Source organism: Streptomyces sp. NPDC058195, assembly GCF_042883525.1.
In the GTDB taxonomy this organism is placed as follows: Bacteria; Actinomycetota; Actinomycetes; order Streptomycetales; family Streptomycetaceae; genus Streptomyces.
In genome coordinates this window covers 96,374-102,373 of sequence record NZ_JBHVVM010000031.1, presented here as the reverse complement: position 1 = coordinate 102,373, position 6,000 = coordinate 96,374, and the positions used below count along the sequence as shown (strand labels likewise).

Annotated in this window: 3 protein-coding genes and 3 pseudogenes; 3 read left to right on the top strand and 3 right to left on the bottom strand. The window is 65.5% G+C overall.

The window, feature by feature from the left end; all coding sequences use genetic code 11:
- The first annotated feature begins 167 nt into the window (after positions 1-167).
- A pseudogene (locus ACFVWY_RS30005) lies at positions 168-1,171 on the top strand (IS5 family transposase).
- 410 nt (positions 1,172-1,581) lie between these two features.
- Positions 1,582-3,030, top strand: coding sequence for a serine/threonine-protein kinase (locus tag ACFVWY_RS30000; RefSeq protein WP_389877875.1), 1,449 nt, complete (start codon positions 1,582-1,584; stop codon positions 3,028-3,030).
- 99 nt (positions 3,031-3,129) lie between these two features.
- On the opposite strand, the gene ACFVWY_RS29995 is transcribed toward ACFVWY_RS30000, so the two are convergent.
- Complete coding sequence (locus tag ACFVWY_RS29995; RefSeq protein ID WP_389877874.1) at positions 3,130-4,113, bottom strand: GNAT family N-acetyltransferase; 984 nt, start codon at positions 4,111-4,113, stop codon at positions 3,130-3,132.
- Between the two features lie 42 nt (positions 4,114-4,155).
- Positions 4,156-4,284, bottom strand: a pseudogene (locus tag ACFVWY_RS29990) (IS256 family transposase); the annotation flags it as partial.
- A gap of 1 nt (position 4,285) precedes the next feature.
- Here ACFVWY_RS29990 and ACFVWY_RS29985 point away from each other — a divergent pair.
- A pseudogene (locus ACFVWY_RS29985) lies at positions 4,286-4,654 on the top strand (transposase family protein); the annotation flags it as partial.
- 64 nt (positions 4,655-4,718) lie between these two features.
- Here ACFVWY_RS29985 and ACFVWY_RS29980 read toward each other — a convergent pair.
- Complete coding sequence (locus ACFVWY_RS29980) at positions 4,719-5,468, bottom strand: class I SAM-dependent methyltransferase (protein ID WP_389877872.1); 750 nt, start codon at positions 5,466-5,468, stop codon at positions 4,719-4,721.
- Positions 5,469-6,000 lie beyond the last annotated feature (532 nt).

Genomic DNA, 6,000 nt, shown 5'->3' with positions numbered 1-6,000 from the left:
GCGTATGAGGTCCCACTCGGCATCGGACAGTTCATGGCGACGTATCACGACTCCATGATCCACAATCCAAGATCACTTTGACGACAGGGCCTAGGGCGCGTATCGAGTCCTGATCAATCTGCGGGATTCGGCCTCGCTGCGAGGCGTGATCCGGTAGATCGTCTTGCGTGACGCGAGTGCAACTAACCAATGCAGAGTGGGAGTTCATCGGGCCGTACCTGCCGATCGGTGAGTACGGTCCGTATCCCGAGCGACTGCGGCAGCAGTTCGAGGGCGTGATCTGGCGGTTCAAGACGGGCTGGCAGTGGCGAGAAATGCCGCAGGAGTTCGGTGCCTGGTCGACCGTCTCCAACCGCTTCCGCCAGTGGCGGGACGCGGGAGTGTTCGAGGCCCTGTTGGAGGGGCTGATCGCTGAAGCAGCGAAGCGGGGCGAGGTGGACCTGTCGCTGGTCAGCATCGACTCCACCACTGCGCGGGTTCACCACGACGCTGCCGGGATGCACCTGGACGAGGGCGTCTTCACCGCACTGGAGGAGGTCGCCACCCAGGAGGAGAAGGCCAGGTCAAAGGGGGCGGCCTTGGAGGACAAAACGGGCAGGCAGTCGAGAGCGATCCCGAGCGGAAGGAGCGACGGCGGATCCGGCGGCGGCGCAAGCTCCGGCTCAAGGCCGCCCTCCTGGGACGCTCCAGGGGTGGGCAGACCAGTAAGGTCCACCTCGCTGCCGACCGCAAGCGTCGCCCTCTGGCGTTCGTCCTGACCGCGGGGCAGTCCGCGGGCAGTCCGCAGTTCATCCCTGTGCTGGGGAAGATCAGGGTCCGAGGGCCCCTCGGTCGCCCCCTGACCCGGCCGGACGCGGTCGCCGGGGACAGGGCCTACTCGTCGCGCGGCAACCGGGCACACCTGCGGCAACGCGGCATCAAGGCGGTTATTCCGGAGAAGAGGGACCAAGCCGCCAACCGTAAGAAGAGGGGCTCCAGAGGCGGTCGACCCGTCGGTCACGATGCCAGCCTCTACAAAGAGAGGAACACGGTCGAACGCATGATCAACAAGCTCAAAGCCTGGCGGGGCATCGCGACCCGGTATGACAAGACACCCGGCAGCTACCTCGCCGGCCTGCACCTGCGCGCTTCGATGATCTGGATCAAAGACCTCACCCGTACCACCCAGTGAGTGTTTTCAGCGTGCCCACCGATCGGGTGACGAGGTGGAGGGCACCAGTCGGCACCGCAGTTGCAGTCACGCCGCTCCCGTAACCGCCAGGGGGCGACTTCTACGCGTGTCTGCCGCTCGGCGGGATGCGCTCGTTCGAACTGACCGACACACTGCTGTCCGTCACCAGGCTGGCCGCCGTAGAGACGAACCTCGACATGCGCGGTGCCCCTTCCGCCTGACTTCCGGACGGAGGTCGCATAGGCCGGGGTGTCGACGCTGGGGAAGATGTTCAGGACCTTGTGCTTCAGCACGTGGGGCACGGCACCTTGAAGATCTTCAGTCATCCGCGAAGCACCCGTAGGCGGCTTCCTGTCCTGATTGTTAGTCAGTAGTCTTTTCGACCGCGTACCACCGATCCGGGGGTGTTCATGGAAGGGCTCGGTCCGCTTGATCCTCGCAGGGTCGGCGTATACGACATCGTCGGCAAGCTCGGCGAAGGAGGCATGGGGCACGTCTACAAGGGCCGGTCACCAGGCGGACGGTCGGTCGCTGTGAAGCTGGCCCGGCCCGAACTCGCCTCAGACCCCGGCTTCCGTCAGCGATTTCGCGCTGAGGTCGCCGCGGCCCGCAGAGTGGGGGGATTCCATACGGCCCAGGTGGTCGACGCCGATCCGGAGGCCTCGCAGCCTTGGATGGTGACGGCCTTCATAGCAGGCCGCTCACTCGACCGCGTCCTTCTTGAAGACGGACCGTTCGACGAACCGGCCCTGCGCTCCTTCGGTGCGGCCCTCGCCGAGGCACTCCAGGCCATCCATGCCTGCGGGCTGGTCCATCGCGACCTCAAGCCGGCCAACATTCTCATGTCCGATGACGGCCCCAGGGTTGTCGACTTCGGTATCGCACGGGCCTTACAGAACACCCGGCTGACTGACACAGGCACCGTCATCGGCACCCCGGGCTTCCTCGCCCCTGAGCAGATCACCGGCGGGGACATCGGCCCGGCGACCGATGTCTTCGCCCTCGGCGCTGTCCTTGCTCATGCAGCCGGCGCCCTGCCCTTCGGCCAAGCCGAACCCGTGGCCCTGCTGTACCGAGCCGTTCACAGCGAGCCGGATCTCACTGCGGTGCCCGCCGAGCTGCGCCCGCTCGTCGCCTCCTGTATGGCGAAGCGCGCAATGTACCGCCCCTTTCCCACACAGCTGCTCGCCTTCTTCGCCGGGCCCCAGCCCGCTGCGGCAGCACCCGAAGACGTGTGGCCAAGAAAGGGTGCTGGGAGTCGCACGCCCACTGAACCCGATCGACCTCAGCCGGGCACCGAAGAATCTGCCAGTGCCAGTTCCTCTTCGCCGCAGCAGGCCTACATCACCACCGACACCGTGGTATTCGACGCCAGCATGCGCGCAGAATGGCTCCCTTTCCTGGGATATGCCCTGGCGGCCGCGACTCAGGGGATCTATCTACCCGTGCTGGCCGAACAGAAGTACCCGCCAGAAGACATCGTACTCTGGGCTTTGGGAATCTCATGCTCTATTTCCGTCGTGATGGCGGTCCGCAGTATAGGATCGAAGAAGCTGAAACTTGACGCTAACGAATTGACCGTCGTCCTGGATAGTGGGTATGGCGCATCCATTCCTTGGCTGGAAATAGTATCCATCGCACCCCACGAGCAGGACACTCTCGGCCGACAAGACGTCCTGGTCACAGTGCGCAAATCGGCCGCGATTCCCGTCGATCGCAAGGGCATAAAGGTCAAATCGCCGACAGAATTCATTCTGCCCCTGCCATCGGGCGCCCCGATCTCTCACGCGGACAGACGCCGGGAACTCGCTGCCGTGGTCGCACGCCTTGCCCCTCACGTCGACACTGAAAGTATGTAGGTGAGTGCCGATCACTGAGCGTATTCAGCGTGGCCACTGATCGGGTGACGAGCTATTGTCAAATCCTGTGGATGACCGGACAGCCCAATGGCCGGTCGATCAAGCAAGCGGCTTGCGGTAGCGGACGTATTCGTTCTGCCGCCGGAACCCCACGCTCTCGTAGAGGTTGTAGGACCGGTGTGGATTTGCCGTGCCCGTGAACAGCCGGGCGGTCGTTGCACCCTGTTCGCGAAGGCTTTGCAGCCCGTCCAGCAGCAGGGCCCGGCCGATTCCGAGGCGTCGCTGGTCCGTCCGGATACTCAGCTCTTCTACCTCGCCCACGGTGTGGTCGTGACGGCGGATGGAGCAGAGGGCGACGCCGACCATGTCCTGCCCGTTCCAGGCAGCCCTCCAGCATGCCGGGTCGGCGGTGTCGACGAAGTCCTGGAACGGCCATCTCTGAGTGAAGCCGCTGTCCGCGTACGAATCGACGACCGTCCTCCAGGCTGCACGGTAGTGGCTTGTCCTGATCGGCCCCGTCCGTATCCCGGCCGGCAGTTCGTCGCCCGGCTCGGGCATCTGCTGCAGATCGCCCAGCTCCAGCTCGACCAGACTGAAGACACGTCGGTAGCCGACTGCGCGCAGAAGTGCCGTGGCATCCTGCTCGGAGGTCATGGCGTTCGCGCCGATCACTGCCGTCCGCGCCGTTCCATGCTGTTTGACGAGCCGGCGGATCCGCTCTTCGGCCCAGCTCAGCATCTCTGAGCCGATGCCCTGACCGCGATGCTCGGGCAAGAGGTAGCCGCGGTGCAGGTATAGCCACGTATCGTCCCGCTCCTGCCACCACCGGATCGTCGAGTAGCCGACGACGCTCCCGTCGCACACCACCAGGATCTGGTTCTTGGACGGCTCCTCCAACTTGGCAGAAGCTTCCGCGATCTCGGCTGCTGTCGGGAGCCCTTCCACGACCGACTGGGCATCGACCCGGTCCCGTTCAGCACACCCCCGCCGCACCGCCGCCATGGCGCCGTGGTCTTCGTCGCCGCGATACGGCCGGAACCCGAAGCCGACCGGAAGGTCCTGTCCTGCCGTGCCATCCAACATGACCGGATGATCTCGAACTTCGAGGCAGGCCCGCCACCCTATTCACGCCGCGGTCGTCTGCGGCCGTTCAACGAGCTGGCCGCGTTCGAAACGGGCCCCGGCGCGGACGAGAGCAACGAGGTGGGGTGCATTCACGGCTCGCCAGCGGGCCTGGGCGGCCTCGACGAGCTTGGTCGTCACCGACCCCACCGGTGAGATCCTGTGGATCTCGCCCGCGCTGCCGGGCCGCACCCACGACCTGACCGCGGCCCGCACCCACCGCATCATCCGGATCTGCGAACGCCAGGGCGTCCCCATCGTCGCCGACCGCGCCTACCAGGGCGCCGGCCCCTGGGTCACCACAGGACTCAAACGCCCACCGGGCGGTGAACTCACCCCCACCCAGCGCACCTTCAACCGGGCCCTGGCCGCTGCAAGAGCACCGGTCGAACGCGGCATGGCACGGCTGAAGTCCTGGCAGATCTTCCGCCGATCCCGCATCAGCCCCAACCGCATGACCGTCATCGCCAAAGCCGTCCTCACCCTGGAGAGGCAACGCTGAAAACGCTCAGTGAGCGCAGCTCGATGCATGCGGGTGACCTGACAGTCACGAGCCACTTGCCCGGTCAGAGTGGGCCGGACGTCCTGTAGACGGAGACGTGGGAGCGCGACTCTGCGGTAAATTCCGCTCCCGTCCAGTCTGCGTGCCTGGACTCCAGCGTCATTTCGGCCAGCTCGGCCATCAGGTCAAGTTCAGCCGGCCAGATGTATCGGTGTGGGCTGCGAAACAGGCTGGCCTCACGGCCACTGTCGGCGTCGAACCCGAAGTGGTGCGAGACGACCTGCTGGCGCAAAACATCGTAGGTGTCGAGCCCGATATAGCCCGGCGCCGACCCGAAGACCACGCCCTGCTGGCCTGGCGGCAACTTGCGAAGCTCGGGAACCCACAGCTCGATGACGAACCGCCCACCCGGCGCGAGGTGGCGTGCGGCGTTTCGGAAACAGGCAACCTGCTCCGCCTGCGTGAGCAGGACCGAGATGCCGTTGTAGACGAGGTAGACGAGCTGGAACTCGCCCGGGACTCGGGCAGCGGCCATGTCGCCGACGACGACCGGAATGGCCGCCTCGTCCGCTTGGGTACGGAGCTGATCGACCATCGGCTCCGACAGTTCGATGCCACTGACCGGGACGCCGCGCTCCGCGAGCGGCAGTGCCACCCGCCCGGTCCCGATGGCGAACTCCAGCGCCTGCCCGCCCCCGGTGAGCTCCGCCAGGCGGTCCACCGTCGGCCCCAGCACCTCCGGTGCGAACATGCCAGTCCCAGGTGTGTCGTAGCTCTGAGCGGCCCGGTCATCCCAAATCTCACTTTGAAGCATGAGCAGCGATGATTGACCACCGTCCGAAAAGCGTCAACGCACTTTCCCCACAGCTGACATGAGGGCGCGCCACCGCGGGCTCCTACTCGGCCCATCGATGGAACCCCGAGAAGCGCCAGCGCTGCTCTACGTTCCGGCCAGGCCCATGACGTAACGTGCCCGTCTGCCACGCTGGCGGACAGCTCGGCGCGGACTCAAGCAGTCACATTGATCACGACTCGATACGCGCCCCAGTCCCCGTCCGTTACGAGTGCGGACTGGAGGTCCACGATAGAGCTGATTGCTGAGGTTTTCAGGGTGGGGTCGGTGGGTTGATAGCCAGGCCCGTGGCGGTGAGGCAGCCGTCGATCAGGTGGGGCCGGATTTGGATTCTGCGTAACTCGCGGCGAAGTTTGCGGTCGAGGTCGTGGGGTGTGTTGAAGGCGGTGTTGGCCGTGGCTCTGCGCAGGAGTGACCAGATGGCCTCGACGGGTTCAGGTCGGGTGCATAGGGCGGGAGGCGGATGGTGGTAACCCAGTCGTTTTCGGCCTTG